The sequence below is a fragment of the Dryocola clanedunensis subsp. sulfonylureivorans genome (assembly GCF_016756775.1).
In the GTDB taxonomy this organism is placed as follows: domain Bacteria; phylum Pseudomonadota; class Gammaproteobacteria; order Enterobacterales; family Enterobacteriaceae; genus Dryocola; species Dryocola clanedunensis.
The window spans coordinates 18,672-44,445 of the sequence record NZ_JAERMU010000017.1; the positions used below are offsets into that span (position 1 = coordinate 18,672).

A 25,774-nucleotide genomic window follows, 5' to 3' on the forward strand; every position below is an offset into this window, starting at 1 on the left:
CCTACCTCTGATTTTTATGTTCGTTTTCGCGCATGCAGCGTATCCACCATCGCCATCGCCAGACCAACCAGCAGGCCGGTAATATGCGCCGCGTTGGCAATCGACATCCCCCAGACGTCGAAATACCCCAGCACAATCCAGATGACGGCGAAGGCCATCAGACCGCGTTGCATATAGATGCCGCTTTCCGGGTCGCGCTCGCCACGCAGCCAGACGTAGCCCATCAGCGCGTAAACCGTACCGGACAAGCCGCCAAACAGCGGGCCGCTGAATTTGGCCTGCACGTAGCCGCTGAGCAGCGCCGAAATGATGGTCAGCACGATGAGTTTTCCGCTGCCGAGGCGCTTCTCCAGCGGGCCGCCGAGATACCACCACCATAGCAGGTTGAAGGTAATGTGCAGGATGGAGAAGTGCAGCAGCGCATGGCTGAAATAGCGCCAGAACTCATAGCGCAGGCTGTCGTCATAAGGCCAGGCAAGCAGAGCCATCACCGTGCGATCGCCCAGCACCTGCATAGCCAGATAGACTAAAATACAGGCTGCAATCATCAGCAGCGTAAACGGCCCGGCTTTTTGCCTGATTGTTGCGAGGAAGGGGTAGCGCTGATAGTGCAACCCGCTTGTCGTATCGCCTGCAGACCAGCTTGCTGCCAGATAACGTGGATCGCCAGGGTTAGCCAAAAATAGCTCGAGTTCGTTGCGAACCCTGGATTCCTGGTTATCGTCCGCCAGCCAGACATCGCTTTGCTGCTGATGCTGTTGCAGGGTCAGGACAATGCCCTGGGTCGCCATATAGTCGACGAACGCCTGCGCAACCCGAGGGTTGGCAAACGAAGTAATCATGATCATAGGGTTTCAGCCAAATCCATACAAAGGGAAGCAGTATACCCGCTAAACGGCGCTTTTATTAATCTCAAGCTGTGCCGTGCGTGACTTCCGCCGGGAAATGGCGATGCCAGGCGTCAAACCCGCCGTCAATGCTGTAGACGCTGTCATAACCCTGTTGCAGCAGATACTGGGCCGCGCCCTTGCTGCTGTTGCCGTGATAGCACATCACCATCACCGGCGTGTCGAAATCCGTCTGCTGCATAAAAGTGACCAGCCGGTCATTGGTGAGATGGAAAGCACCCGGCGTGTGGCCCATCGCAAAGCTCTGAGGATCGCGGATATCCACTAAGACTGCCAGTTTCTGGTGCAGCTTCTGGTGTGCTTCTTCCACACCAATACATTCAAATTGATCCATAACGTTGCTCGTGTACATGTAAAGGTAAAGGAGCGGGGCTGAGCGCCATACTAAGCGAAAGCCACCGCCGGCCGCTGATATTAACGCCATAATGTTATCTATATCACGCAGAAATGTTTTTTTTTCGTTACCAAAAGGGCGGTCGCTTGCTATTATGAGCGATAACGAACATTTATGAGCTTTAACGAAAGCGTGAGAGGGCAGCATGGAAACCAAAGATCTGATTGTCATTGGCGGCGGTATCAACGGCGCCGGTATTGCAGCTGATGCCGCAGGCCGTGGCCTGTCCGTGTTAATGCTGGAGGGGCAGGATCTGGCCTGTGCCACCTCTTCCGCCAGCTCCAAATTAATCCACGGTGGCCTGCGCTACCTGGAACACTACGAATTTCGCCTGGTGAGTGAGGCGCTGGCCGAACGCGAAGTGCTGCTGAATATGGCTCCCCATATTGCCTTCCCGATGCGCTTTCGTTTGCCTCATCGCCCGCATCTTCGCCCGGCGTGGATGATCCGCATTGGCCTGTTTATGTACGACCATCTGGGCAAGCGTACCAGCCTGCCTGCTTCCACCGGTTTGCGTTTTGGCGCAGATTCGGTACTGAAGCCCGAAATCGTGCGCGGTTTCGAATATTCTGACTGCTGGGTAGACGATGCGCGCCTTGTGCTGGCGAACGCGCAGATGGTGACCAAAAAAGGCGGCGAGGTGAAAACCCGCACCCGCGCAACCAGCGCCCGTCGTGAAAACGGCCACTGGATTGTGGAAGCGCAGGATATCGACACCGGCGAAACCTTTACCTGGCGCGCGCGCGGCCTGGTTAACGCTACCGGGCCGTGGGTAAAAGACTTCTTCGACGACGGGCTGAAACTGCCGTCTCCTTATGGTATCCGCCTGATCAAGGGGAGCCATATCGTGGTGCCGCGCGTGCATAACCAGAAGCAGGCGTACATTCTGCAAAACGAAGATAAGCGCATCGTGTTTGTGATCCCGTGGATGGACGAATTCTCCATCATCGGCACGACGGACGTGGAGTACAAAGGCGACCCGAAAGCGGTGCACATTGATGAAAGCGAAGTGAAGTACCTGCTGGACGTCTATAACGAACACTTCAAAAAATCCCTGAGCCGTGAAGACGTGGTGTGGACCTACTCCGGTGTTCGCCCGCTTTGCGACGATGAGTCTGACTCCCCACAGGCGATCACCCGCGACTATACGCTGGATATTCACGATGAAAACGGCAGTGCGCCGCTGCTATCCGTCTTTGGCGGCAAGCTGACTACCTACCGCAAACTTGCCGAGCATGCGCTGGACAAGCTGCAAAACTATTATCCGACGATGGGACCAGCCTGGACCAAAGGCAGCAAACTGCCGGGTGGAGATATCGCCGGCGATCGCGATGATTTCGCCGCGCAATTGCGCCGCCGTTATTCGTTCCTGAGCGAAGGTCTGGCCCGCCGCTTTGCCCGCACCTATGGCAGCAACAGCGAGCTGATTCTGGCGGATGCCACAGGCCTGGATGATTTAGGTGAAGACTTTGGCCATGAGTTTTACGAAGCAGAGCTGCGCTATCTGGCCGAGCACGAATGGGTGAAACGCGTGGATGATGTTATCTGGCGTCGTACCAAACTGGGAATGTGGCTGACGGACGAACAGCAGGCGCGGGTGGCGCAGTGGCTGGCAAAGCGGAACGGTAAGGCGCAGCTCTCTTTAGCTTCGTAACGATTTACCCCTCACCCCGGCCCTCTCCCCAAAGGGGCGAGGGGGCAAACCGTACAAGCGGGTGAGGGTAAAAACTCAGACTCCATACCCCATCATCTTCAGCAGCTTCTGTGCATGCTGCACCGCGTCCTGTCGGTGCGCCACTCCGAGTTTTTGATAAAGATTCCGAATGTGCGTTTTGATGGTCGTAGCCGCCACGTCCAGCTCGCCCGCGATCTGATCGTTGCTGTAACCTGAATAAATCAGCCCCAGAACCTGCCATTCACGCTGGGTGAGTGGGCTGGTGCGGATAAGCTCCGGCACCTCCGGGTGGGTCAGCAGACGGTTAACAAAGTTCTCATCGAAGTGGGCGAACTTGTGGCGATGGTGCTGGTTAATCTCGCGCAGGATACGCTGGGCGCGATGCTGATCCAGCTCCGGCAGGGTATTGAGCTGAATCAGCTGACGCAGCTGCTGCGCCATCGCTTCACCTTCAATCACAAAGTGGCTGACAAACCCGGTGCGGTTAGCTAACGACAGCGCTTCCAGCAGCACCCGCTGGGCGTCACTTTTGCGCCCTGACTGCCAGTAGAGCTGGTTTAACAGCAGCAGGTTGCGGTTGAGATCGCTCATCAGACGCAGGCTGCGGGCATTTTCGTTTAGCTCTTCCAGCACCATTTCCGCCGGATCGAACTCACCGAGCAGGATCTGTGCCCGGGCGATGTTGCGCCACTGGCTTTGCAGGAAGTGGTTATTGGCAAACTCTGGTTTTGGCGTCTGGCGCAGCCAGGTGGCAGCGGACTTTTTATCGCCGGTCATCTGCCAGTAGATCACCCGGACTTTATCGGCGTTCGACACCCAGTCGCTGTGGTACGGCCCGTTGCCCAGCAGGTTTTCCAGGCGGTTAAGGTGATTACGGGCGTTGTCCAGATCCCCACGAGCCAGCGAGCACTGCACCAGCAGGGCCAGACATTGCAGCTGTTGCTGAGGCTGATACCCGGCGAGCACTTCCACGCCATAGCGCGCGGAGGCTTCAGCCTCATCGAGGCGCGACCAGGCCCACAGCAGCTGCGCGCGGATGCGCAGCAGGAACTCATGCAGCGGCAGCTGTTCAAGATGCTGCTCGCGGATCAGGATGAACGCTTTCTCCTGCGTCTCCCACGCCGCCTGCAAAAAGCCCTGCGCCAGCAGGATTTCACTTTGCTGGATCAGGCTCCACAGCGCGTAATGCCAGACGTCGTGGCGGCGGGACATCTGCTCGGTCTGCTGCATGACGGAAAGGGATTTCGTTAAGTCACCTTTGCAGTGCAGCACTTCGCCGTGAACGGATGTTGCCACAATGCGGCTGTAGTAATTCGCCAGCGGCAGCATGTCGAGGGCGACCATCGCCAGCCGTTCGGCTTCTTCCGGATCGCCGTCGTTAATGGCGACCTGGGCTCGCAGGGCGTTAAATTCACCGTGCAGCGTGTCGTCCATTTCCAGATTCATTTCCTGCTCGGCCCGTGCCAGCAGCAGGTTAACTTCGTTGTAGCGGTGCTGGCTCTGCATCAGCCAGGCCTGCAGTAAAACCAGACGAGGATTTTCTAACAGGCTCTCCCACGGCAGGGCTTTTAGCGACTCTTCCAGCAGCGCCAGCTCGCTGTGGTTAAACAGCGCCCACGCGTGGTGCAGCAGGATGTCGCGCAGCATATTGGCGTCGCCCGCGGCAAGCGCGTGGTGAATAGCCTCGCTCGGGAAGCCTTGCGCCATCCAGCTTTCGGCGGCGGCACGGTGAATCTCAGGCAGCTCGGCCGCCAGCTCCCACTGACACCGCTGGCGCAAAAAACTGCCGAACAGCGGATGGAAGCTGAACCACTCGCCGGAGTCATCCATACGCTGCAAAAACAGCCCCTGGCGCTCGGTCTCTTCCAGCCGCATCTGGCCATTCTCTTCACCCGTTACGCGGACTATCAGGGCGTCGTTCATCGAGCGGAGGATGGAACTACGTAACAGGAAGTTACGCGTATCGGCATCCACAGTGTTCAGAACCTCATCCACCAGATAGTCAGAGAGATGGCTGGCATTGATGCCTGAAAGACGACGTGCCGAATGATGGGCAGGAGTATTGGTCTGACGCGCCGAGAGGGCGATCAGCTGCAGCGCAGTTGCCCAACCGGCAACGTCATCGCACAGGCGGCTGCTGTCCGCAGGCTCAATAGGGGAGTTCAGGCGGCAGTCAAAGAACAGCTTCGCTTCCTGATGGGTAAAGGCGAGCTGTTGGCTGCCAATTTCCAGCAGCTGGTCGCGCACGCGCAGGTTCGCAATGCCAAGCTGTGGGAGGTTACGTGACAGCACGACCAGGGTCAGATTTTCCGGCTGATGGCGGATGAAAAAGCGCATTGCCTCGTGGATCACCGGATTGCTGATCAGGTGATAATCATCAATCACCAGGAACAGCGGATGAGGCCACTCTGCCAGCTCGATAAACAGCTGGGCAAACAGCGACGAAAGGCTGGCGTACTGGCGCTTTTGCGCCATGGTTTCACTACTGACACAGTGACCGCCCGTCGCTTGTTGAACGGCGGTGATCAGGTAGCTGGCAAAGCGTTCCTGCTGGTTGTCCCCCTCATCAAGAGAGTACCAACCCAACTCATTTTTCCCTGCGGCCCACTGGGAGACCAGTGTGGTTTTTCCGTACCCTGCCGGGCTTGTTACCAACGCCAGCCGATAATTGGCGGCTGTGGATAATTTCACCAGCAGACGGTCGCGAACCACGGTATTTTCCAGCCGTACCGGGCGACTCAATTTGGATGGGATCAACATAGTCAGTCACTTCACTGTGCCTTTTCCGTCATTTTTCGAGCCGCAGCCAGAGAGGGTTGCAGCGCGACAGATGCAGGAAAAAAGATTAAGGAATGATTTTTTTTACGCTTCGTAATTAATGCCTGAATGTAAGGTCGGCCAGATTGCACTTTATTGCAAGAATGTTGAACTTTTCGTGCCCGGTAAGTTGCACCTTGTCACAATTCCATATTTTTAATTACCGGGGTTCATGTTAGGCATGTATTTCTCCCGGCCTGAAATTGCATGAAATCCGCGCCCGGCCTGAAAAGAAAGCGGTTTCAGTCGAAAGCTTTAAACGAACGTAACGGGTGGTTTGTTGTCCGAATTTGGGTGAGATTGATCCACCTGCAGGTCAGGCGTTTAGCGGCGGCGATCACATTTTTGACTCATCCCCGTCACTCCTCCCTGTCTAATCCCCCTCAGGATGAGGAATAAGCCCAGGCTGCCCGGCACACTAGCGGGCAATGAATTCCGAATAATCACAGGACCCGATTCCCTATGTCACAGCCGACCTTCAATAAAGCACAATTTCAGGCTGCGCTGACCCGCCAGTGGCAGCGTTTTGGCCTGCATTCCGCGCAGGATATGACCCAGCACCAGTGGTGGCAGGCCGTGAGCGGCGCGTTAGCCGAACTGCTGGCCGCCCAGCCGGTTGCGAAACCGCAGGCGAAACAGCGTCATGTGAACTACATCTCCATGGAATTCCTGATTGGCCGCCTGACGGGCAACAACCTGCTGAACCTGGGCTGGTATCAGGACGTAGCCGACGAGCTGAAGGGCTTTGACATCAACCTGACCGATCTGCTGGAAGAAGAGACTGACCCGGCGCTGGGCAACGGTGGCCTCGGGCGTCTGGCTGCCTGCTTCCTGGATTCCATGGCGACGGTTGGCCAGTCGGCGATTGGCTACGGCCTGAACTACCAGTACGGCCTGTTCCGCCAGTCCTTCAAAGACGGCCAGCAGATGGAGGCACCGGACGACTGGCATCGCGGCAGCTACCCGTGGTTCCAGCACAACTCGGCCCTCGACGTGCAGGTTGGCGTGGGCGGAAAAGTGGTAAAAGAGGGGCCGCATTTCCGCTGGGAACCGGCGTTTATCTTCCAGGGCGAAGCCTGGGATCTACCGGTGCTGGGCTACCGTAACGGCGTCGCCCAGCCGCTGCGCCTGTGGCAGGCTAAGCATGCCCATCCGTTTGACCTGACTAAATTCAACGACGGCGACTTCCTCAAGGCAGAGCAGCAAGGCATCGACGCGGAGAAGTTGACCAAGGTTCTCTATCCGAACGACAACCACCTGAACGGCAAAAAGCTGCGCCTGATGCAGCAGTATTTCCAGTGCGCCTGCTCCGTGGCGGACATCCTGCGTCGCCATCACCTGGCGGGCCGTAAGCTGGCAGAGCTGGCGGATTACGAAGTGATTCAGCTTAACGACACTCACCCGACCATCGCCATTCCTGAGCTGCTGCGCGTGCTGATCGACGAGCACCAGATGAGCTGGGACGACGCCTGGGCTATCACCAGCAAAACCTTCGCCTACACCAACCACACGCTGATGCCGGAAGCGCTGGAGTGCTGGGACGAGAAGCTGGTGAAGGCTCTGCTGCCGCGCCACATGCAGATCGTCAACGAAATCAACGCCCGCTTTAAAAAGCTGGTGGAGAAGACCTGGCCGGGCGACGAGGCCGTCTGGGCGAAGCTTGCGGTGGTGTACGACAAGCAGGTACGCATGGCGAATATGTGCGTAGTGAGCGGCTTTGCGGTGAACGGCGTCGCTGCGCTGCACTCTGACCTGGTGGTAAAAGATCTCTTCCCTGAATACCACCAGCTTTGGCCGAACAAATTCCATAACGTCACCAACGGCATTACGCCTCGCCGCTGGATCAAGCAGTGCAACCCGGCGCTTGCCGGGCTTCTCGACAAGAAGCTGAAGAAAGAGTGGGCGAACGATCTGGACGTGCTGGAAGGGTTGGAAAAATTCGCCGACGATGCGAAGTTCCGCAAGGAATATCGCGACATCAAATACCAGAACAAAGTGAAGCTGGCGGCGTTCGTGAAGGCGCGTACTGGCATCGTCATCAGCCCGGATGCGCTGTTCGACGTGCAAATCAAACGTCTGCACGAATATAAGCGTCAGCACCTTAACCTGCTGCACATCCTGGCGCAGTACAAAGAGATCCGCGAGAACCCGCAGGCTGACCGCGTGCCGCGTGTCTATCTGTTCGGCGCGAAAGCGGCGCCTGGCTACTACCTCGCGAAGAACATTATCTTTGCTATCAACAAGGTTGCGCAGGCGATTAATAACGACCCGGTAGTTGGCGACAAGCTGAAAGTGGTGTTCATCCCGGATTACTGCGTCTCTGCTGCGGAAATCATGATCCCGGCGGCGGATATCTCCGAGCAGATTTCTACGGCGGGTAAAGAGGCCTCCGGCACCGGCAACATGAAGCTGGCGCTGAACGGCGCGCTGACCGTGGGCACGCTGGACGGTGCGAACGTTGAAATCGCCGAGAAGGTCGGTAACGAGAACATCTTTATCTTCGGCCACACCGTGGAAGAAGTGAAAGCGCTGAAGGCCAAAGGCTACGACCCGGTTAAATGGCGTAAGAAAGACAAAGTGCTGGATGCGGTGCTGAAAGAGCTGGAGAAAGGTATTTACGCCGACGGCGATAAGCATGCCTTCGACCAGATGCTGCACAGCATCGGCAAGCAGGGCGGCGACCCGTATCTGGTCATGGCAGACTTTACCGCTTACGCCGAAGCGCAAAAGCTGGCGGATGCGCTCTACCTCGACCAGGAAGCCTGGACGCGTGCCGCCATTCTGAACACCGCCCGCTGCGGCATGTTCAGCTCGGATCGCTCAATCCGCGATTACCAGCAACGCATCTGGCAGGCTAAGCGCTAGGGGAAGACATGGACAGCAAACGCCTTGATAACGCCGCGCTGGCGGCAGGAATTAGCCCGAACTACATCAATGCTCACGGCAAGCCGCAGGCTATTCCGGCGGAGACCAAGCTGCGCTTGCTGGAAGCCATGAGCCGTACCGCAACCCCTAAAAAGGTGGCGGTCACCCCGCTGCCCAGCGTTCAGGTGTTTACCGCCGGGACGAAAATGGCGCTGCCGCTGGAGGGCCACGGCGAATTCAGCTGGCAGCTCACCACGGAAGAGGGGAAGCATCATAAAGGACACGCGCAGGCGGGCAAGAAGCTGGCGCTGCCCGCAAAGCTGCCGGAAGGCTATCATGAGCTGACCGTCAGCCAGAACGAGCACCTGTGGCAGTGTCGCGTGATCGTTGCGCCGAAGCGCTGCTATGAGCCGGAAGCCCTGCTGCAGGACAAGAAGCTGTGGGGTGCCTGCGTGCAGCTCTATACGCTGCGTTCGGAGCGTAACTGGGGCATAGGTGATTTCGGCGATTTGCAGAGCATGCTGGTGGATGTGGCTAAGCGCGGTGGGTCATTTATTGGCCTGAACCCCATTCACGCGCTTTATCCGGCGAACCCGGAAAGCGCCAGCCCGTACAGCCCTTCGTCCCGCCGCTGGCTGAACGTGATTTATATCGACGTCAACGGCGTCGATGACTTCCTGCTGAGCGATGAAGCGCAGGCCTGGTGGAAGATGCCGACCACGCAGCAGACTCTCCAGTCGGTGCGTGACGCGCAGTGGGTGGATTATGCCACCGTGACGGTGCTGAAAATGGCGGCGCTGCGCATGGCCTGGAAACAGTTCTCGCTGCGCACCGCTCGCGATGAGCAGGTGCAGGCGTTCCAGGCATTTGTGGCAAACGGCGGCGACAGCCTCTATTACCAGGCGGCTTTCGACGCGCTGCACGCTTATCAGGTAAAAGAGGATGAGATGCGCTGGGGCTGGCCTGTCTGGCCGGAAGGCTTCCGCGATGCCCATAATCCCGAAGTCAAAGCGTTCTGTCAGGAACACAGCGATGAGGTGAATTTCTTTCTCTGGCTGCAGTATCTTGCCCACAGCCAGTTTGCAGCCTGCTGGCAAACCAGCCAGGGCTTTAAGATGCCGATTGGCCTGTATCGAGACCTGGCGGTTGGCGTGGCGGAAGGCGGTTCGGAAACCTGGTGCGACCGCGAACTGTACTGCCTGAAAGCCTCGGTTGGCGCACCGCCGGATATTCTTGGCCCGCTGGGCCAGAACTGGGGCCTGCCGCCGATGGATCCGCACGTCATCGTGGCCCGTGGCTATCAGCCTTACATCGAAATGCTGCGTGCGAACATGACCAACTGCGGCGCGCTGCGCATTGACCACGTTATGTCGATGCTGCGCCTGTGGTGGATCCCCTACGGCGAGACGGCGGATAAAGGTGCCTACGTGCATTATCCGGTGGACGATCTGCTGTCGATTCTGGCGCTGGAAAGCAAGCGTCATAACTGTATGGTGATCGGCGAGGATCTGGGCACGGTGCCGGTTGAGATCGTCGGCAAGCTGAAGGACAGCGGAGTTTACTCGTATAAAGTGCTCTATTTTGAACACGACAACGAAAAGCAGTTCCGCGCGCCTCAGTCATGGCCAAAACAGTCCATGGCGGTAGCGACCACCCACGATTTACCGACGCTACGCGGCTACTGGGAAAGCGGCGATCTGACGCTGGGTAAAACCCTGGGGCTGTATCCGGATGCGGACGTGCTGAGCGAGCTGTATCAGGATCGCGAACGTGCGAAGCAGGGCCTGCTGGAAGGGCTGCACAAGTATGGCTGCCTGCCGAAGCGGGCCGGACATAAAGCTTCGCTGATGGCGATGACGGCAACGCTCAACCGTGGGATGCAGCGCTATATTGCAGACAGCGGCAGTGCGCTGCTGGGCCTGCAGCCGGAAGACTGGCTGGGCATGGCGGAACCGGTAAATATTCCGGGGACGAGCTACCAGTACAAGAACTGGCGCCGCAAGCTGTCGACCTCGCTTGAAGCAATGTTTGCCGACGCCGGGGTGAATAAGCTGCTGAAGGATTTGGATAAGCGGCGTAAGAAGGGTTAACGGCAAAACTGACGGCGGATGACGCGCTGCTTATCCGCCCTACGGTAAAGACTCGTAGGAAGGAAAATAACAGACGTCATCCACCGCAATGATCAGTCGTAGGGTGGATAAGCGTTAGCGTCATCCACCACAAATATCAGTAATAAGAGTGCTCACCGCGCTGGTGTTCGGTCAGGTCGCGAACGCCTTTCAGCTCCGGGAATTCAGCCAGCAGCTGCTTCTCGATGCCTTCTTTCAGGGTCACGTCCACCATAGAACAGCCGTTGCAGCCGCCGCCGAACTGCAGGATGGCGAAGCCTTCATCGGTGATCTCCATCAGCGTCACGCGACCGCCGTGGCCTGCCAGCTGTGGATTAACCGTCGCCTGCAGCATGTACTCAACGCGCTCCATCAGCGGCGCATCGTCAGCTACTTTGCGCATTTTGGCGTTCGGGGCTTTCAGCGTCAGCTGGGAACCGAGCTGGTCGGTCACGAAGTCGATTTCAGCATCTTCGAGGTAAGGCGCGCTCAGCTCGTCCACGTAGGCGGTCAGCTGCTCGAATTTCAACGCTGTATCTGAAGCTTCTACCGCATCCGACGGGCAATAGGACACCCCGCACTCCGCGTTTGGAGTACCTGGGTTGATAACAAATACGCGAATTTGCGTCCCTTCTTCCTGTCCCGCCAGCAGTTTGGCGAAGTGGGATTGTGCAGTATCGGAAATACGGATCATAACGATTGCTCAATAGTTGACTATTTTAGTCGGTTATAATACGCCCATCATCGAGGGTCTACAAGGTTCGACAAAGGCACCATACCTGGATAGTCGCCGCGCCCTGCTTTTTCAGCAGCCGCGCAATTTCCGCCACGGTACTGCCCGTCGTGACGACATCATCCACAATCACCATATGGCGACCCGCCACCGGAATATCAACCCTGAACGCCCCCTTAAGATTGCCTCGCCGCTGCTTTGCCGTGAGCTGATGCTGCGTGGCCGTTGGCCTGATGCGGCGGAGGGCCGTGGGCTGATATTCACAGTTTAACCAGCGTGCCAGCGGAATAGCGAGGAGGGCGCTCTGGTTATATCCCCGGCGCCAGGCCCGGCGGGCGTGAAGGGGGACTGAAACGATGACGTCCGGCCTGAAATAATCCCCCCGGCGGCGGCTATCCAGCACTTTTGGCAAAATTAAGCGGGCCAGCGCCGGGGCGAGCGCGGTGGCGCCCTCAAACTTCAAGCGATGAACAAGCTTGCTCAGCGGCGGCTGATAGTCCGTGACGAAGAGCAATCGGTCCCACGATGGCGGATTTTGCAGGCACCTGCCGCAGGGCGATGCTGTCCACATGGCCGGGAGGCCGCAGCACGGGCAGCAGGGCGGGGCCACGGGCATGGCCGCCGTGCAGCGTGAGCATATCCCCCATGCCGGGCAGGCAAGCGGCATCCGGCATAGCCAACACAGCCCCGGGATTGTTAGCATAGCCACCTCCCTGTATGGCAAAACGAGAACAATAACTGATGAACAAGCTCTGGTGGCAGACAAAAGGTGAAGGAAAAATCGATCTTGTGCTGCTGCACGGATGGGGACTGAACGCCGAAGTGTGGCATTGCATAGTTAAGGAACTCGGCTCGCAGTTTCGTTTACATCTGGTCGATTTGCCGGGCTATGGCCGCAGCCAGGGGTTTGGCGCGCTGACGCTGGAAGAGATGGCGGAGGTGGTGCTGGCGCAGGCACCGCAGCAGGCTATCTGGCTGGGCTGGAGCCTGGGCGGGCTGGTGGCAAGCCAGGTTGCTTTGAGACATCCTGAGCGCGTGCGCGGATTAATCACTGTGGCTTCATCGCCTTGTTTTACCGCCCATGACGAGTGGCCGGGGATCAAGCCGGACGTACTCGCCGGGTTCCAGCGGCAGCTAAGTGAAGATTTTCAGCGTACCGTTGAGCGCTTCCTCGCGCTGCAAACGCTGGGCACGGAGACGGCCCGTCAGGACGCTCGCCAGCTTAAAGCGGTGGTGCTGGAACAGCCAATGCCGGAGGTAGATGTACTGAACGGCGGGCTGGAGATCCTGAAAACCGTCGATCTGCGTGAAGAGATGGAGACACTGACCGTGCCGTTGCTGCGCCTTTACGGTTATCTCGACGGGCTGGTGCCGCGCAAAATCGCGGGGCTGCTGGATGAGCGCTACCCGCAAAGCGGCTCCGCTATTTTCCCGAAGGCCGCCCACGCGCCGTTTATTTCGCATCCCGCTGAGTTCTGCGAGCAGGTTTATCAGTTCGCAAAGCTTGTTGATGAATAGCGATGGTTTAGCCCTGCAGCACCCAGACTTCACGCAGGCATTTTTTCCCTTCGGGGCAGCTCTTGCAGCTCCCCGTCAGGCAGTCGTCGGGGTCTTCCTGAATCCGCATCGCTTTACCCATCGCCTCTAAGCGACCGAGCATAGCGTTCACCAGCGGCAGCGGGGTGGCGAGCAGCTGGCTTAACTGCGCGGCATCCATACGGCCCCGCAGCGCCAGCGTGTTACGAATATCAATTAAGCTCGCCATCACTTTCCCCTTTGCCTTTAGTGGCAGTCGCCGGTGCTGGTTTCGCAGCAGGCCGCCGCGGCAGTTTTACGTGTCGACATCAGGCTGATGTTCACGCGGCTGCGGGCGCGGCGCAGGCCACCCATCAGCACGACGTTAAACAGCACCACCACCAGAATACAGACCAGGCTGTACTGCGGATGTTCTTTGAACGACACGGTCTGGTAATAGAGCGTGGAGAGAGAGTAAGCGATATTCAGCCCCCACAGGATGGAGAAGGTCATCCAGCCGCGGCTCGACTCGCGGGCAACCGCACCCATTACCGAAATGCACGGGATATAGAGCAATACGAAAATCAGGTAGCTGTAGGCCGCCGCCGCGCTGCCGAATTTGTCGCTCATCACGCCCATGGCGCCGGTCGCCATTTCACCGTCGCCTTTGCTGGCTTCGATGGGATTGGCCAGTACGCTCAGGCTGAAGGTGTCTTTCAGGCTTTGCCAGGTTTCCCCGGCGGCACCGCCCAGTTCGTCCCACAGGTTGAAGCTGGCGGCGTCAAACTCTTCGTTATGCATGTCTTCCGCGGTGTAGAGGGTGTTGAGCGTCCCCACAACGACCTCTTTCGCCATCGCACCGGTAAACAGCCCTACGGTGGCCTGCCAGTTGTCTTCATGCACGCCGATTGGCTTAAGCAGCGGAGTTAAAACTTTACTGACGGAGGCCAGCGCGGAGTCGTTAATGTTATCCACCGGCTTGCCGCTAAACGAGAAGCTGTTCAGCGCGCCGATGAAAATACTCACAATGACAATCACTTTACCGGCGCGCAGCACGAAGCCTTTCAGGCGCTGCCAGGTCTGCATCAGCAGGCTTTTCAGGTGCGGCACGTGATAGACCGGCAGCTCCATGACGAACGGCGTCGCTTCGCCGCGCATGATGGTGTACTTAAGCATCAGCCCGGTCAGGATCGCCATTACGATGCCGAGGATGTAGAGAGAGAAGACCACCAGCGCGCCGTCCTGACCAAAAAACGCGGCGGCGAAGACGGCGAAGATCGCCAGACGAGCGCCGCAGGACATAAACGGTGCCATCATGATGGTCATCAGACGTTCACGCGGGGCGTCCAGGGTTCGTGCGCCCATCACGGACGGCACGTTACAGCCGAAGCCGACAATCAGCGGTACGAAGGATTTGCCCGGCAGGCCGAGCGCCTGCATCAGCCTGTCCATCACGAACGCCGCACGCGCCATGTAGCCGGAATCCTCAAGGAAGGAGAGGAACAGGTACATCATGCCGATTTGCGGCACCAGCGGCAGCACGGTGTTGATACCGCCGCCGATGCCCTGGGCTAAGAAGATGGTCAGCCAGTCCGGGAAGTGCAGCGTGGCGCCAATCCACTGAATGCCGTGAATAAAGATGGCCGCAGAGCCGCCGTCGAAAATAGGCTGCAGCGCGCCGCCGATGTTAATCGCCAGCAGGAACATGACGTACATGACCAGCAAAAAGATCGGCAGGCCGAGGAAGCGGTTCAGGATGATTTTATCCATCATCGCCGTCATGCGGCTTGGCTCGGCGGTCAGGCTATTGCTGACGGTATCGCATACCGCGGCAATGCACTGGTAGCGCGCATCGGCAATCAGCAGGGCCGGATCTTCAAGGGTTTGCGCAAGATTTTCACGCGCTTTTTCGAGCTTGTCCGCAGCGCTGCCGGCAAAGGCCTGGCTGTAGATATCCCCTTCGAGCATTTGCAGAGCCAGCCAGCGGCGCTGCTGTTCCGGCATCTCGCCGGACATGTCCGCTGCAAGGCTGTCGACTTCTTTGAGCAGGGCGGGCGGGTAGAGCACCAGATCCGAGCGGGTATTAGGTTCGCGGCGGTCAATGGCAAGCTTCAGCCCTTCAATGCCGCGCCCACGGGTCGAAACCAGCGGCACAACGGGGCAGCCAAGGCGAGCGGCAAGGGCATCAATGTCGATACGGATGGCCTGCTTCTCGGCGATATCGAGCATATTGAGCGCCACAACGCAGGGAATGCCCAGCTCCAGCAGCTGAAGCGTCAGGTACAGATTGCGTTCCAGGTTCGACGCGTCAACGACGTTAATCAGCAGGTCGGCGTCGCCGCTCAGAATGTAGTGGCAGGCGATTTGCTCGTCGAGCGAGGTCTGCGACGAGATGGTGGTCAGGGAGTAGGTGCCCGGCAGGTCGACCAGCGTGACTTTATGGGTCAGCGTGGAAAACTGGCCTTCTTTTCGTTCGACGGTGACGCCCGCCCAGTTCCCCACGCGCTGACGTGAGCCCGTCAGCTGATTAAACAGCGTGGTTTTGCCTGAATTGGGGTTACCGATTAAACCTATGGTTAAGTTTTTCATTTTTTCGTGAACTAAAGAGAATAAGAACCAGAGCGCGAACGCCCAACCCGCCCGTCAGGCAACGACTTCGACGTTTAATAATTCGAGATCTTTTTTACGCAGCACCAGGCTTACGCGACGCGTTTCGATGTGAACCGGATCGCCTAATGGTGCAACGCGAACAACATTAAATGAGGAGCCAGGCAGCATGCCGAGAGATAATAATTTCTGGCGGTACGCCGGGCTTATTTCACGGGCAAAGCCGGTAATTTTCCAGGTGCTTTTCGGTGTGAATTGCATAGGACCTTCTTAGTGCGAGAAGTGGGTTCCTCGCTGACTGAGCTACTGTATCCACCGCTACGTCCCGTTACGCGGTGAAAGCCGACTATCTTTATGGGCAGAAGAATAATAACAAGCAGCACAATGATAATGAGAATGGTTTCTATCATCAATAAATATTTTATCAAAGCGTGCTTATTGTGGGTGATTAAATGCAACAGATGATGTTTGTTTCAGGCAGGGAATATTTAGCATTCGCTATTAATTTAAGCAAATCATAACAAAGCGTTAAAAAGGTAAATAAAAGGTAACCTGATTATCAGCGCTCAATTAATGTTGCGTTGATATTTCATCTGTTACCGGAATGATGCGCGACGGTGTTTTGTTTAAACATCGCAGGAATAATCGCTGGCTGGAACGCTTTCTATTATTTGAAAAAATAACAGGGCTGATAATGAAATGTTATTGATGAATGGCGTACCGCAGAATAAGAACAAATTGTGCTAAATAAGGTGGATGACGTGTTGTTTATCCACCCTACCCCTGGTGTGAGTAGGGCGGATAAACACGGTGCCATTCGCAGGAAGGTTAGTTCTTCTTACCAAACGCCGCTGCCAGCGCATCACCCATCGCGCTATTGCCGTTGCCGGCGTTATCACGCCCGCGCGGTTTTGCCTGCTGCTGGGCAGGGCGGCGGTCGTTGTTCTGCGCGCGTGGCGCGCTGCTGCGGCGGGCGTTGGTTTCGCCCGGCTGCTCGTCAAGACGCATGGTCAGCGCGATACGCTTACGCTGCAAATCCACTTCCAGCACCTTCACTTTAACAATGTCACCGGCCTTCACCACCTTGTGCGGATCGTCGATGAACTTGTCGGAGAGCGAAGAGATGTGGACCAGGCCGTCCTGGTGCACGCCGATATCCACAAAGGCACCGAAGTTGGTGACGTTGGTTACCGCGCCTTCCAGCACCATGCCAGGCGTCAGGTCGTTCATGGTTTCCACGCCGTCGGCAAATTTCGCCGTTTTGAATTCAGGGCGCGGGTCGCGACCCGGTTTTTCCAGCTCTTTGATGATGTCGGTGACGGTCGGCACGCCGAAACGCTCGTCGGTAAACTCGCTCGCCTTCAGGCCGCGCAGCGCTTCGCCGTTGCCCATAAGGTCTGCCAGCGCCTGCTCGGTAGCGGCAAGAATACGCTCAACCACCGGATAGGCTTCCGGGTGAACGGTCGAGGCATCCAGCGGGTTATTGCCGTGGTTAATACGCAGGAAGCCTGCGCACTGCTCAAAGGCTTTTGGCCCAAGGCGGCTGACTTTCAGCAGCTGCTGGCGATCCTGGAAGCGGCCGTTCTCATCGCGCCAGTTAACAATGTTTTGCGCCATCATGCGGGTCAGGCCGGCTACGCGGGTCAGCAACGGGACGGAAGCGGTGTTCAGATCCACGCCAACGGCGTTCACGCAGTCTTCCACCACCGCATCCAGCTTCTTCGCAAGCTGCGACTGGCTGACGTCGTGCTGGTACTGGCCCACGCCGATGGATTTCGGATCGATTTTCACCAGTTCTGCCAACGGGTCCTGTAAGCGGCGGGCGATGGATACCGCACCACGGATAGAGACATCGAGATCCGGGAACTCCAGTGCGGCCAGCTCGGATGCTGAATAAACGGAAGCACCCGCTTCGCTGACGATAACCTTCTGGGCGGTAACTTTCGGGAACTGCTGCTGAACGTCGAGGAAGAAACGCTCTGTTTCGCGGGAAGCCGTCCCGTTACCGATCGCCACCAGCTCAACGTTGTGCTTCTCGCTCAGCGCAGCCACGATAGCCGCTGCTTTCGCTGCCTGTCCGGTATGTGGGTAAATGGTATCGAAGGCGACGAGCTTGCCAGTTGAGTCCACGACCGCGACTTTTACACCGGTACGCAGGCCCGGATCCAGCCCCATCGTGGCGCGCAGGCCGGCAGGGGCGGCCATCAGCAGGTCGTGCATGTTACGGGCAAAGACGTTGATGGCCTCTTCGTCGGCGCGTTCGCGCACGGTGCCCATCAGCTCGGTTTCCAGGTGCATCAGTATTTTTATGCGCCAGGTCCAGCTCACCACGGCGCGACGCCAGGCATCCGCCGGGGCATTGTTCAGGCGCAGGGCGAGGTGTTCGATAATAAGCTGTTCGCAGTAGCTTTCACGTGGTGGCTCATCGTGCTGCGGATCGGCATTCAGCGCCAGCTGCAGGATGCCTTCGTTACGGCCACGGAACATGGCCAGCGCGCGGTGGGACGGCACGGCAGCAATAGGTTCGCGGTGCTCGAAGTAGTCGCGGAATTTCGCGCCTTCCTCTTCTTTGCCGCTGACGACCGTGGAAACCAGATACGCGTTCTTCCACAGGTAGTTACGGACTTTAGCCAGCAGCGCTGCGTCTTCCGCGAAACGCTCCATCAGGATGTAGCGTGCGCCATCAAGGGCGGCTTTGGTGTCAGCAACGCCTTTGTCGGCATCAATAAAGCGGGCGGCTTCCTGTTCCGGCTCGTGGGACGGCTTGTTCCACAGCAGTTCTGCCAGCGGCTCGAGGCCCGCTTCAATGGCAATTTGCCCGCGCGTGCGGCGCTTTTGCTTGTACGGCAGGTATAAATCTTCCAGCTCAGTTTTGCTTAGCGTGCCGTTAATGGCGGAAGCCAGTTCGTCGCTGAGTTTACCTTGCTCGGTAATGGATTTCAGAATGACCTGGCGGCGGTCTTCTAACTCGCGCAGGTAGCTAAGACGGGTCTCTAACTGACGCAGTTGCGTGTCATCCAGACCACCGGTGACTTCCTTACGATAACGTGCGATAAACGGCACGGTATTCCCTTCATCAAGAAGACGAACGGCGGCTTCCACCTGTTCGTTTCTGGCATGAAGCTCACTTGCAATAATGCGGCAGAGCGAATCATTCATCATGGCTTTTCATCTGTGTTGAGTAGGTCGATAGGTGAAAAATGCAGAGGACAGTTATACGGATTGAAGGGTCAAAATGCCAGCCGCAGCCGCCAGGTGATTATTAATCGGACTGTTCCGTGGCCAGTATCCGATTTACTTCACATAGGCAATTTCGTTGACGTACCACTGGGCTTCGCCGCCGGGCGTCTGTACGACCGCCAAATCGCCCACTTCTTTTTTCAGCAGCGCGCGGGCCATTGGGGAATCGATAGAGATATAGTCCTTGCGGCCAAAGATCTCATCGTAGCCAACGATGCGAAAACGTAGCTGATTGCCGTCATCGTTTTCGACGCAAACCCACGCCCCGAAGAACACTTTTCCCTCTTGTTGGGGAGAATAGTCGACAATTTTTAGGTATTCGAGGCATTTTGTCAGATAACGAACGCGGCGATCTATCTCGCGCAGCCGTTTTTTGTTGTACTGGTAGTCGGCGTTTTCACTGCGATCGCCAAGGCTTGCCGCCCAGGTGACCTTTTTCGTCACCTCCGGACGCTCTTCTCGCCACAGGTAATCCTTTTCTTGCTTGAGCTTTTCGTAGCCTTCTCGGGTAATCAGCGGCGTTTTCATCAATGAGCCTTTGGCGTCTGGAACAGTAGGGATAATTTAAACCGATAAAACAGGATGATGGCAATCCCCGGTAATTGCGAGACAAGTCATCATTTTGGGTTAAATCGTGTTGATAACCGCCTGTTTAATATGCTTTGTAACAATTTCGACTAGAATGTATACCAGATTTGACTGGTCGTATTGACACAGTTTTTTAAGAATACGCACTCAACTGTTCGAGCCTTTGGGAGTTATAAGAATGCAAGAGAACTATAAAATTTTGGTCGTGGATGACGATATGCGTCTGCGTGCTCTGTTAGAGCGTTATCTGACCGAACAAGGCTTCCAGGTTCGTAGCGTCGCCAACGCGGAACAGATGGATCGCCTGTTAACCCGTGAGTCCTTCCACCTGATGGTGCTGGACCTGATGCTGCCCGGTGAAGATGGCCTGTCTATCTGCCGCCGCCTGCGCAGCCAGAGCAACCCGATGCCGATCATTATGGTCACCGCCAAAGGCGAAGAAGTGGACCGTATCGTGGGCCTGGAAATCGGTGCTGATGACTATATTCCAAAACCGTTTAACCCACGTGAGCTGTTAGCCCGTATCCGTGCAGTCCTCCGCCGTCAGGCGAACGAACTGCCGGGCGCGCCTTCTCAGGAAGAAGCGGTTATCGCCTTCGGCAAGTTCAAGCTGAACCTCGGCACCCGCGAGATGTTCCGTGAAGATGAGCCTATGCCACTGACCAGCGGTGAGTTCGCGGTGCTGAAAGCGCTGGTGAGCCACCCGCGCGAGCCTCTTTCCCGCGACAAACTGATGAACCTTGCCCGTGGCCGTGAATACAGCGCCATGGAACGTTCTATCGACGTACAGATCTCCCGCCTGCGCCGTATGGTGGAAGAGGATCCGGCGCATCCGCGCTATATTCAGACCGTTTGGGGTCTGGGCTACGTCTTCGTGCCGGACGGTTCTAAGGCATGAGGCGAGTCCGCTTCTCACCAAGAAGCTCGTTTGCCCGTACGCTGCTCCTGATCGTCACCCTGCTGTTCGTCAGCCTGGTGACGACCTACCTCGTGGTGCTTAACTTCGCGATCCTGCCAAGCCTGCAGCAGTTTAATAAAGTTCTCGCCTACGAAGTGCGTATGCTGATGACGGATAAGCTGCAGCTTGAAGACGGCACGCAGCTGGTGGTGCCACCGGCCTTTCGCCGCGAGATTTACCGCGAGCTGGGCATTTCCCTCTACTCCAACGAGGCGGCGGAAGACGCTGGCCTGCGCTGGGCGCAGCACTATGAGTTTTTAAGCCAGCAGATGGCGCAGCAGCTGGGTGGCCCGACGGAAGTCCGCGTCGAGGTCAACAAAAGCTCGCCGGTGGTCTGGCTGAAGACCTGGCTGTCGCCGAATATTTGGGTCCGCGTTCCGCTGACGGAAATTCACCAGGGCGATTTCTCGCCGCTGTTCCGCTATACGCTTGCCATTATGCTGCTGGCGATAGGGGGGGCGTGGCTGTTTATCCGTATACAGAACCGACCGCTGGTCGACCTGGAGCACGCAGCGCTTCAGGTCGGTAAAGGAATTATCCCGCCGCCGCTGCGCGAATACGGTGCTTCGGAGGTCCGCTCGGTAACCCGTGCGTTCAACCATATGGCGGCGGGCGTTAAACAGCTGGCGGATGACCGTACGCTGCTGATGGCCGGGGTCAGTCATGACCTGCGAACGCCGCTGACGCGTATCCGTCTTGCGACGGAGATGATGGGCCAGGAAGATGGCTACCTTGCCGAGTCGATCAACAAAGATATCGAAGAGTGCAACGCGATTATCGAACAGTTTATCGATTACCTGCGCACCGGGCAGGAGATGCCGCTGGAAACGGCGGACCTGAACGGCGTGCTGGGCGAAGTGGTGGCCGCAGAAAGCGGCTACGAGCGCGAAATCGAAACCGATTTGCAGGATGGTGAACTGCTGGTGAATATTCACCCGCTGTCTATCAAGCGTGCGGTTGCCAATATGGTGGTTAACGCCGCCCGCTACGGTAACGGCTGGATAAAAGTCAGCAGCGGCGGCGAGCTGAACCGTGCCTGGTTCCAGGTAGAAGACGACGGCCCGGGGATCAAGCCCGAGCAGCTTAAGCACCTGTTCCAGCCGTTTGTGCGCGGCGACAGCGCCCGTACCACAAGCGGCACGGGCCTGGGGTTGGCGATTGTCCAAAGGATTATCGACAACCATAACGGTTTGCTTGATATAAGCAGCAGCGAACGCGGAGGTTTACGGATCAGGGCCTACCTGCCGCTGCCGATAAACAAAGTTGTGCCGCAGACCAAAGAGAGCTGATTTGCCGAAACAAAAAACGAACCCCGAGGGGTTCGTTTTTTTATGTCGGATGGCGCTGACGCTTATCCGACCTACAAATCATTCAAGTCGTAGGGTGGATAAGCGAAGCGCCATCCACCACCGTCGACAAAGAACTTAGATCTTAGGCCCTGCGCTCACTAAAGCCGCGCCTGCCGGCGTATCAGTGTACTTCTCGAAGTTAGTCACAAACAGCTGTGCCAGCTGCTCTGCTTTCTCCTGCCACTGTTCCGGTGACGCATAGGTGTGACGTGGGTCCAGAATCGCCGGATCAACGCCCGCCAGCTCGGTTGGGATCGCCAAATCGAATATCGGCAGCGTGAACGTCTCCGCGTCGTCCAGTGAACCATCCAGAATCGCATCGATGATCGCGCGGGTATCTTTAATCGATATACGTTTACCCGTGCCGTTCCAGCCCGTGTTCACCAGATAAGCCTGCGCGCCGGATGCCTGCATGCGCTTCACCAGCACTTCCGCGTACTGCGTTGGGTGCAGCGACAGGAACGCCGCGCCAAAGCAGGCGGAGAAGGTTGGCGTTGGTTCGGTGACGCCGCGCTCGGTGCCTGCCAGCTTCGCGGTAAAGCCAGACAGGAAGTGATACTGCGTCTGGTTTGCCGTCAAGCGGGATACCGGCGGCAGCACGCCAAAGGCGTCCGCCGTCAGGAAAATTACCTTGGTCGCATGACCTGCTTTCGACACCGGCTTAACAATGTTGTCGATGTGGTAAAGCGGGTAGGAGACGCGGGTGTTTTCCGTTTTTGAGCTATCGTCAAAGTCGATGCTGCCGTCGGCGCGGACGGTGACGTTTTCCAGCAGCGCATCGCGGCGGATCGCGTGGAAGATATCCGGCTCCGCTTCTTCGCTCAGGCGAATTGTTTTCGCGTAGCAGCCGCCTTCAAAGTTGAACACGCCGTCGTCGTCCCAGCCATGCTCGTCATCGCCAATCAGGCGGCGTTTCGGGTCGGTGGAAAGGGTGGTTTTGCCGGTGCCGGAAAGCCCGAAGAACACGGCCACGTCGCCATCTTCACCCACGTTTGCCGAGCAGTGCATAGAAGCAATACCCTTTAATGGCAGCAGGTAGTTCATGATGGAGAACATGCCTTTTTTCATTTCGCCGCCGTACCAGGTGCCGCCAATCAGCTGCATGCGCTCGGTAAGGTTAAAGGCCACGAAATTCTCGGAGTTCAGTCCCTGCTCCTGCCAGTGAGGATTGGTGCATTTGGCACCGTTCATCACCACGAAATCAGGTTCGAATGTTTGCAGCTCTTCGTCGGTTGGGCGGATAAACATGTTTTTAACGAAATGAGCCTGCCAGGCCACTTCGGTAATAAAACGTACCGACAGACGCGTGTCCGCATTGGCGCCGCAGAACGCGTCGACAATGAACAGGCGTTTACCAGAGAGCTGTTCGGTGACGAGACCCTTCAGGCACTGCCAGGTCTCTTCAGAAAGGGGTTTGTTATCGTTCTTGCCTTTGCCGTTGTCTGCCCACCACAGGGTGTCGCGGGTCGTGTCGTCACGGACAATGTATTTATCTTTCGGGGAACGACCGGTGAAGATACCGGTATCGACAGCAACCGCGCCAAGATTTGTTTCTACTCCACGCTCAAAGCCTTGCAGACCTGGGTCAAGCTCTTCGCGGTACAGCGTTTCGTAATCGGGGTTGTAAAGCACCTCACTCGCATCGTGAATACCATAAGCCTTGAGATCCTGCGGGGTTATGCCTTTAACTCGCATGTCACTGCTCCTTAGCCAATTTGTACTGCCTGAGATTGTAGGGTTGTTTATTGGTTGTTAACCGCGACCAAACTCATAGATTTGAGTATCCGACTCTAATCGGGTAGCGGAAAACGCTGTGAGGCTAGTCACAACGGGGTGAGAGTATGGCAGGAATTGGCAAAAGGTCGGTGAAAATAGTCTGAATATGTTAAAAATTAGTGCGATTAACGGACGCTTTGTGATTGAGCGCGCGTTTGCGTGCAAACGAGATATTTTTTGCGCCCTCTGCTGGGAGAGAGGGCGAAGTGAAGCGTGCTTCCCTCACCCATACAGGAGAGGGAATCACCAGGATCAGTGAACCTGTGGGTCCGTCGGAGAAGCATTGTTACGAATTGCCGCGATGTCCATGGAGTCAAACACGTAGTGATTGCCACAGTAGTCACAGTTCATGTCAATTTCGCCGTCGTCAGCAATAATGCTGTCCACTTCTTCGTCCGGCAGGGTTCGTAAGGCATCAGCACAGCGCTCGCGGGAGCAGGTGCATTTGAACTCAACGTTCTGCGGGTCGTAAAGCGTGACTTCTTCTTCGTGGTACAGACGCCACAGCACATCGTTAGCCGGCAGGTTCAGCAGCTCTTCTGCTTTAATGGTTTCGGTCAGCGCGGCCAGGTGTGCAAAATCGTCGGCCTGAGCATCCTGAGCTGGCAATACTTGCAGCAGCATGCCGCCCGCAGCGGCCTTGCCGTCTACGTCGCCGGTGCGAATAAACAGACGAGTTGGCAGCTGTTCGGAGCGCAGGAAGTAATCCTCCAGACACTCGGCCAGCGTATCACCTTCCAGACCAACAACACCCTGGTAGCGCTCGCCTTCACTCGGGGTGATGGTGATAACCAGATAGCCGTTGCCGATCAGCGTTTTCATGTCAGCATCCGCAGGGATTTCGCCCTGTACGCGAGCCACGCCACGCATCTGCTGCTTGTTGTTACCGTTGATCACCGCGAGGCTCATCGGACCGTCACCCTGTAGCTGAACGGTAATATCACCGTCAAACTTCAGCGTGGCCGTCAGCAGGCTGGTTGCCACCAGGAGTTCGCCGAGGATCTTTTTAACCGGCTGCGGGTAGTCATGGTTTTCCATGATCTGCTGCCAGGTTTCAGAGACCGTTACCAGCTCGCCGCGCACGGCATAGTTTTCAAAAAGGTAACGATGGAGTTGGTCGTGTTGAGCCATAATTTTCTCTCAGTCAGGCGGCAGCTATTCGTTGCCGCCGTGTTTAAATTTCATCAGATCCCGGCGCTCTTTTTTATCCGGGCGACGGTCAGGATGCGGCATGGTCAGCGCATTCATCTTGCGGGCCAGCGCGACCTTTTCCCGTTTCTCGACGCTCTGCGCCGTCTCTTCATAAAGCTGCATCGCTTCGGATGCCGGGCGGCGCTGTTCGGTAATACCGAGGACGGTCACCGTGCGCTCGTCATTGCCCTGGCGCAGAGTCAGCGTCGCGTTCAGCTCAACAACTTTGCTGGGCTTGCTGCGTTGGCCGTTGTAATGCACTTTGCCCCCTTCCACCATCTCCCTCGCCACGGCTCGGGTTTTGTAAAAGCGGGCTGCCCAAAGCCATTTGTCGAGGCGTACGCCTGCTGTGGGCTTCTCTTTCATGGCTACTCCTTTACGGAAAGCGAGGGGATCAGGTGACGATAATCGTTCAGCGCGGGATGACGCTGAAAGGTTTTGTCCGCCATGCCGGAATCCGGGTTGGTCACGCCAAGGCAGTAGCGAATACCAAATGTCGCTGCGGCATCCAGAATCGCTTCGTTGTCGTCGATAAAGACGGTGCGTGCCCCATCAAGTCCGGTATGCGCGGCGACGGCCTGCCACAAACGCTGATCCTCTTTCGGATAACCAAATGTGTGGGTGGAAAGCAATAAATCAAGGTGCTGGGCTAAACCTGTGTGTTCGAGCTTCACGGCCAGGTTATGAGGATGCGCATTGGTCAGCAAGATCCGCCGTTTGCCGCAGGCCTTTAAGGCAGCCATGAAAGGTGCCGTGTCATCCCGTAACAGGGCATTAGGCCCCTGAGCAGTGGTCATCGCGCAGATATCCAGCCCCAGGCGTTCGCTCCAGTAATCCAGACAGTACCAGTTTAGCGTATGTTGCACGGCATGATATTCCCGGGCAATAAGCTGGTGGGCTTCATCCAGGGGAATACCGCGTTCAAGGCTGACGGTTTCCGGGACCAGCTTCTGCCAGAAATGATTATCAAAAGCGAGATCAAGCAGAGTGCCGTCCATATCGAGCAAAACGGTATCGACATCCTGCCAGGCAATATCAATATGCATGGGG

The 25,774-nt window shown here is 57.0% G+C and carries 20 protein-coding genes; 6 read left to right on the forward strand and 14 right to left on the reverse strand.

From position 1 onward, the window contains the following. Window positions 1–14: 14 nt before the first annotated feature. Window positions 15–848: a rhomboid family intramembrane serine protease GlpG gene (gene glpG / locus HYQ67_RS16965; RefSeq protein WP_202305414.1), complete on the reverse strand. Its 834-nt coding sequence runs from the start codon at window positions 846–848 to the stop codon at window positions 15–17. 64 nt (window positions 849–912) lie between these two features. Further along, the gene (glpE, locus tag HYQ67_RS16970; RefSeq protein WP_202305420.1) at window positions 913–1,242 is read right to left on the reverse strand and encodes a thiosulfate sulfurtransferase GlpE; all 330 of its coding nucleotides are present in this window, start codon (window positions 1,240–1,242) and stop codon (window positions 913–915) included. A 205-nt stretch (window positions 1,243–1,447) separates the two neighbouring features. Between glpE and glpD the strand changes: the two genes are divergently transcribed. Beyond that, complete coding sequence (gene glpD / locus HYQ67_RS16975; protein WP_202305421.1) at window positions 1,448–2,956, forward strand: glycerol-3-phosphate dehydrogenase; 1,509 nt, start codon at window positions 1,448–1,450, stop codon at window positions 2,954–2,956. A 75-nt stretch (window positions 2,957–3,031) separates the two neighbouring features. Here glpD and malT read toward each other — a convergent pair whose 3' ends face one another. Beyond that, a complete protein-coding gene (gene malT / locus HYQ67_RS16980; RefSeq protein ID WP_202305423.1) occupies window positions 3,032–5,737 on the reverse strand; it encodes an HTH-type transcriptional regulator MalT in 2,706 nt (901 codons plus the stop codon). A gap of 519 nt (window positions 5,738–6,256) precedes the next feature. Between malT and malP the strand changes: the two genes are divergently transcribed. Together malP and malQ are read left to right on the forward strand one after the other, a co-directional pair. Continuing rightward, window positions 6,257–8,659, forward strand: coding sequence for a maltodextrin phosphorylase (gene malP / locus HYQ67_RS16985; RefSeq protein ID WP_202305424.1), 2,403 nt, complete (start codon window positions 6,257–6,259; stop codon window positions 8,657–8,659). 8 nt (window positions 8,660–8,667) lie between these two features. After that, on the forward strand, window positions 8,668–10,749 hold the full coding sequence (gene malQ, locus HYQ67_RS16990) for a 4-alpha-glucanotransferase (RefSeq protein ID WP_202305425.1): 2,082 nt from the start codon (window positions 8,668–8,670) through the stop codon (window positions 10,747–10,749). Window positions 10,750–10,885: 136 nt separating this feature from the next. On the opposite strand, the gene nfuA is transcribed toward malQ, so the two are convergent. Both nfuA and gntX read right to left on the reverse strand, forming a co-directional pair. After that, window positions 10,886–11,461 carry a Fe-S biogenesis protein NfuA gene (gene nfuA / locus HYQ67_RS16995; RefSeq protein WP_202305426.1) on the reverse strand — a complete coding sequence of 192 codons (576 nt, stop codon included), beginning with the start codon at window positions 11,459–11,461 and terminating at the stop codon, window positions 10,886–10,888. Window positions 11,462–11,519: 58 nt separating this feature from the next. Beyond that, window positions 11,520–12,203: a DNA utilization protein GntX gene (gene gntX, locus HYQ67_RS17000; RefSeq protein ID WP_202305427.1), complete on the reverse strand. Its 684-nt coding sequence runs from the start codon at window positions 12,201–12,203 to the stop codon at window positions 11,520–11,522. Between the two features lie 38 nt (window positions 12,204–12,241). Here gntX and bioH point away from each other — a divergent pair, with 38 nt between their 5' ends. Further along, the gene (gene bioH, locus HYQ67_RS17005; protein ID WP_202305428.1) at window positions 12,242–13,018 is read left to right on the forward strand and encodes a pimeloyl-ACP methyl ester esterase BioH; all 777 of its coding nucleotides are present in this window, start codon (window positions 12,242–12,244) and stop codon (window positions 13,016–13,018) included. Between the two features lie 7 nt (window positions 13,019–13,025). On the opposite strand, the gene feoC is transcribed toward bioH, so the two are convergent. The 5 genes from feoC to greB all read right to left on the reverse strand — a co-directional run bounded on the left by feoC (window position 13,026) and on the right by greB (window position 19,390). Further along, a complete protein-coding gene (gene feoC, locus HYQ67_RS17010) occupies window positions 13,026–13,265 on the reverse strand; it encodes a [Fe-S]-dependent transcriptional repressor FeoC (protein ID WP_202305429.1) in 240 nt (79 codons plus the stop codon). Between the two features lie 17 nt (window positions 13,266–13,282). Next, window positions 13,283–15,604, reverse strand: a complete 2,322-nt coding sequence (gene feoB, locus HYQ67_RS17015) for a Fe(2+) transporter permease subunit FeoB (RefSeq protein WP_202305430.1) — start codon at window positions 15,602–15,604, stop codon at window positions 13,283–13,285. Window positions 15,605–15,658: 54 nt separating this feature from the next. Continuing rightward, on the reverse strand, window positions 15,659–15,883 hold the full coding sequence (gene feoA, locus HYQ67_RS17020; protein ID WP_202305432.1) for a ferrous iron transporter A: 225 nt from the start codon (window positions 15,881–15,883) through the stop codon (window positions 15,659–15,661). 567 nt (window positions 15,884–16,450) lie between these two features. Next, window positions 16,451–18,784 (reverse strand): Tex family protein, encoded by a 2,334-nt coding sequence (locus tag HYQ67_RS17025; protein WP_202305434.1) that lies wholly within the window; start codon window positions 18,782–18,784, stop codon window positions 16,451–16,453. A 132-nt stretch (window positions 18,785–18,916) separates the two neighbouring features. After that, window positions 18,917–19,390 (reverse strand): transcription elongation factor GreB, encoded by a 474-nt coding sequence (greB, locus tag HYQ67_RS17030; RefSeq protein WP_202305436.1) that lies wholly within the window; start codon window positions 19,388–19,390, stop codon window positions 18,917–18,919. 238 nt (window positions 19,391–19,628) lie between these two features. On the opposite strand from greB, the gene ompR reads away from it, so the two are divergent. Both ompR and envZ read left to right on the forward strand, forming a co-directional pair. Then, window positions 19,629–20,348, forward strand: coding sequence for an osmolarity response regulator transcription factor OmpR (gene ompR / locus HYQ67_RS17035; protein ID WP_001157751.1), 720 nt, complete (start codon window positions 19,629–19,631; stop codon window positions 20,346–20,348). Next, the gene (gene envZ, locus HYQ67_RS17040; protein ID WP_202305446.1) at window positions 20,345–21,697 is read left to right on the forward strand and encodes a two-component system sensor histidine kinase EnvZ; all 1,353 of its coding nucleotides are present in this window, start codon (window positions 20,345–20,347) and stop codon (window positions 21,695–21,697) included. The genes ompR and envZ overlap by 4 nt, the downstream gene beginning before the upstream one ends. Before the next feature lie 135 nt (window positions 21,698–21,832). Here the strand turns inward: envZ and pckA are convergent, their stop codons facing one another. The 4 genes from pckA to yrfG form a co-directional block, all read right to left on the reverse strand. Further along, entirely contained in the window at window positions 21,833–23,452 is a 1,620-nt protein-coding gene (pckA, locus tag HYQ67_RS17045) for a phosphoenolpyruvate carboxykinase (ATP) (RefSeq protein WP_202305447.1), read from the reverse strand. A 333-nt stretch (window positions 23,453–23,785) separates the two neighbouring features. After that, window positions 23,786–24,664 carry an Hsp33 family molecular chaperone HslO gene (gene hslO, locus HYQ67_RS17050; protein ID WP_202305448.1) on the reverse strand — a complete coding sequence of 293 codons (879 nt, stop codon included), beginning with the start codon at window positions 24,662–24,664 and terminating at the stop codon, window positions 23,786–23,788. Window positions 24,665–24,688: 24 nt separating this feature from the next. Continuing rightward, a complete protein-coding gene (gene hslR / locus HYQ67_RS17055; protein ID WP_202305449.1) occupies window positions 24,689–25,090 on the reverse strand; it encodes a ribosome-associated heat shock protein Hsp15 in 402 nt (133 codons plus the stop codon). A 2-nt stretch (window positions 25,091–25,092) separates the two neighbouring features. Beyond that, window positions 25,093–25,770, reverse strand: coding sequence for a GMP/IMP nucleotidase (gene yrfG / locus HYQ67_RS17060; RefSeq protein ID WP_202305450.1), 678 nt, complete (start codon window positions 25,768–25,770; stop codon window positions 25,093–25,095). Window positions 25,771–25,774: the final 4 nt, after the last annotated feature.